Raw genomic sequence first — 3344 nt, forward strand, 5'->3', positions numbered from 1 at the left:
GTCAGCTTCGCGGTGCTGTTCAGCAATCTCCTGCAACGAAAGGCCGCCTGCGTAGTGAGCGGACTGCGAATGATCGGCGACACCATAGTATTCGAAACCGCGCTTGCGCGTGGCTTCAGCCATTGCCTCAAGCGTTTCGGTGCCATCGGATGCGGTCGTGTGAGAATGCAGGATGCCATGCAGATCTTCATCCCCAATGAGGGCGGGTAGCTTCTGCTTTGCCGCCCTCTCAATCTCGTCCCTGCCTTCGCGCAATTCAGGCTCGATAAACTGCAAGTCTAGAGCTTGGTAGATTTCTTCTTCTGTCGCTGACGCGATCAGCTTTCTCCCGCGATGAAGCCCGTCGGCGTTTAGGGTGAATCCTTTGTCGGCCGCGAACGTCTTCAGTTGCTCAAGGTGGTCTGCCGAACCGGTTGCTTCGAGCAGGTTCGCGCCAAAGTGCTTCCTGTCCGTGATAACAAGCCTGAGGGTCGTATCCTCGATTCCAGTCGACTTTCTGCCCTGCGCTACCAGGGCGAAGTCGGAAACGAGCTCGCAACCGCGCCGGAAGTCACCTGCAATTTCGACGCGCGAAAACTCTGGATGCTGTTGCTTCACCGATATGACCGCATGTTCGAGAAGAGCGGCGGCCTTGTGCAGGTGAAGTTGCGTTTCGCCGCTTGGCACGATGGCCAGGTTCTGCAGGAGTTTTGTCTGAAGTGCGGCGCCGAGCCCTTTGACTGGGCGTATGCGGTCTTCTCTTGCTGCGGCCTCGAGCTCCGCCAGCGAGTTCACGCCGAGCGCCTGATGAAGCTTCAGTATCTTATCGGGACGAAGCCCGGGTATGGCAAACAGCTCCATCACGCCCGCTGGAACATCCTCGCGCAGCTTCTCAAGGCTTGGGTGCGTGCCGGTTTGGTAAAGCTTGGTCACGATGTCTGCGATCGCGTCACCGATCCCCGGGATCTTGGTGAGGGCGCCGGTGGCGATGATCCGATCAAGCGGCTGCGACAGCGCCGTCAGACTGTCTGCCGCGCGCAAGTATGCCTTTGTGCGATAGGGATTGTCGCCGCGCATAGACGCCCGTTGCGCGTACTCCCTCAAAAGACTGGCGACGGTCCTCGGATCGATTTTTGCCATGGCTTCAGCCAAACGAGGCCGGTCTCCGCAGGTTCCAAGCGCCGCGTTGCCCTTTAAATCCCGGCTTTACTGCCTCTTCCCGCGTCGGACGCTACAGATTGGGCAAGGATTGGTCAGCGCGACCCCATCCCGCTAGAGCTTTGGAGGCTGCGCGTTTCTTTAATTCAGGAGCATCGCCCACGTGGAAATGAGAGGGCGCATCTATTGTCTTCATCTCTGCCCACGTAATCGGTGCCGCGATAGGGGCGCCCGGACGTGATCTTGCGCTGTAGGGCATGATCGCGGTCGCCCCGCGCTGATTGCGTAGATAGTCCACAAAGATGCGACCCTTGCGGCGCGCCTTTGACAACACGGCCGTGAAATGGGCCGGATCGCTCTGGGCGACCGCCTGCGCTAGGCGAGACGCGAAGTCCTTCACCTCTGGCCACTCGGCGCCAGGGGTGAGGGGCGCGATGACGTGCACTCCTTTGCCTCCCGTCAGCATCGGGAAAGTCGTAAGCCCCAGCGATTTAAGGATAGCGCGGAACTGAAAGGCAGCGGCGCGGACGGCCTCAAAATCGAGGCCTTCATCGGGGTCGAGGTCGAACACGAGGCGGTCGGCCTTTTCGATATCCTCGATCCGAGCCCCCCATCCATGCAGCTCAATCGTTCCCATTTGGACGCAAGTCATCAGTCCGTCGGCATCGTCGACATAGAGATATGGTTCCTCGTGCCCGTCCTTCTCCGTGATGCCGACGTGGTGGACTTTGTCGCCAAAGCTGCCGGCGTCGTGTTTTTGGAAGAAGCACTTCTTCGCGCGGCCCTGTGGGCATCGAACCAGACTGATCGGCCGGCTGCCAACCCAAGGAAGCATGATCGCCGCGACCGCTGAGTAATGGTCGGCGAGCTGTCCCTTGGTGATGTTGGACTCCGGATAGATGACGCGGTCACGGTTACTTATCGCGATGGCGGTTGTCGCAGACGCGGCGAGATCGGCTGCATGACGTTCCGTCTCGAGGACGACCGCCTCCGGCTCCTTGTCTTCGCGGAGACCAAGATAGCTCGGATGTCGTAACGTCCCTTCATTTGTCATTTCGGTGAAGGCAATCTCAGCGACCAGTTTCGGACGGAGCCAGTGTGCGCCGCGCACTTCGGCGCGTGGTGCGTCGACGGTCGCGGCCTTCTGCTCAAGCGGCGCCATGATCTTCAAGAGACGAAGAAGTTCAGCGGTATCGAAGCCGGTGCCGACTTTCCCGGCGTAACGCAGCTTGCCGCCCTCATGAACGCCAAGGATCAAGGACCGAAACGCGCGGACCTTGTCGGACGGCGTCCAGCCGACAATCACAAATTCCTGCCGCCTGATGCATTTGATCTTCAGCCAGCTTGCGCCGCGGGCCGCCACATAACTCGAATCCGCGAGCTTTGAAATGACGCCCTCAAGGCCGGCTGCGCAGAAGCGATCGAGCAGCTCTTCTCCGCGGCCGAGGATATGGTCGGAGTAACGAAGGACCGGATTTTTCGCAGCCAAGATCGCCTCCAGCTTCGCCTTGCGCTCAAGAAGAGGAAGCCTTGTCAGATCTTCGCCGTCGAGCTGCAGCAGATCGAACGCATAAAAGTCGATAGTCGCCGGGGCACCCTTCAATGCATTCTGAAGCGCCTGGAAGTTAGATCTTCCTTCCGCATCGACAACCACGGCCTCGCCGTCAATCAGGGCGGAGCGCACCTTGAGCTTGCGAGCCTCGGAGAGGATCGAGGGAAAACGGCTAGACCAGTCCAGACCAGATCGTGTGTAGGCGCGCGCCTCGCCACCGCCGACGGCAACGAGAATACGATAGCCGTCGTATTTCATCTCATGGATCCAACGATCGCCGGAAGGGACCGTGTCCACGAGCGTTGCGAGCTGGACCGGCCGGAAAGCGGGCGGCGCTAAAGTGACCTCGTCACGAGCGGGCGACTTCGCTTGACTAGCGCTCGACCCATTGATTGCCTTATGCGACGTTGGTTTGACCACTCTGACCTAAACCATACTCCAGAGACGAAATAGCGTTATCCGCGTCCAACGCGCGACTACTTCTTTAGTTTCGCTGCAGGCCGTTCGCGATCATTGGCGACCCGCTTGATTAGCGCCTCGGCCTGAGGCCGTGCTCCTGCCTCCGGCCCTTCCATTTTCCCGATTTGCGCGCACAGCTCACTGGCAATAATCAAGAGCAGGAACGTGCCCTCAAATGCCGCCACAGCGTATCCGC

At 59.6% G+C, this 3344-nt stretch carries 2 protein-coding genes; both read right to left on the bottom strand.

Features of this window, described 5'->3' with window-relative positions:
- On the bottom strand, nt 1-1119 hold a 1119-nt coding region (locus ACWTU8_RS31570; RefSeq protein ID WP_455851219.1), incomplete at its 3' end, for a helix-hairpin-helix domain-containing protein.
- A 91-nt stretch (nt 1120-1210) separates the two neighbouring features.
- Nucleotides 1211-3109, bottom strand: a complete 1899-nt coding sequence (gene ligD / locus ACWTU8_RS31575) for a DNA ligase D (RefSeq protein ID WP_455851220.1) — start codon at nt 3107-3109, stop codon at nt 1211-1213.
- Between the last annotated feature and the right edge of the window lie 235 nt (nt 3110-3344).

The organism is Mesorhizobium sp. BHbdii (assembly GCF_053848045.1).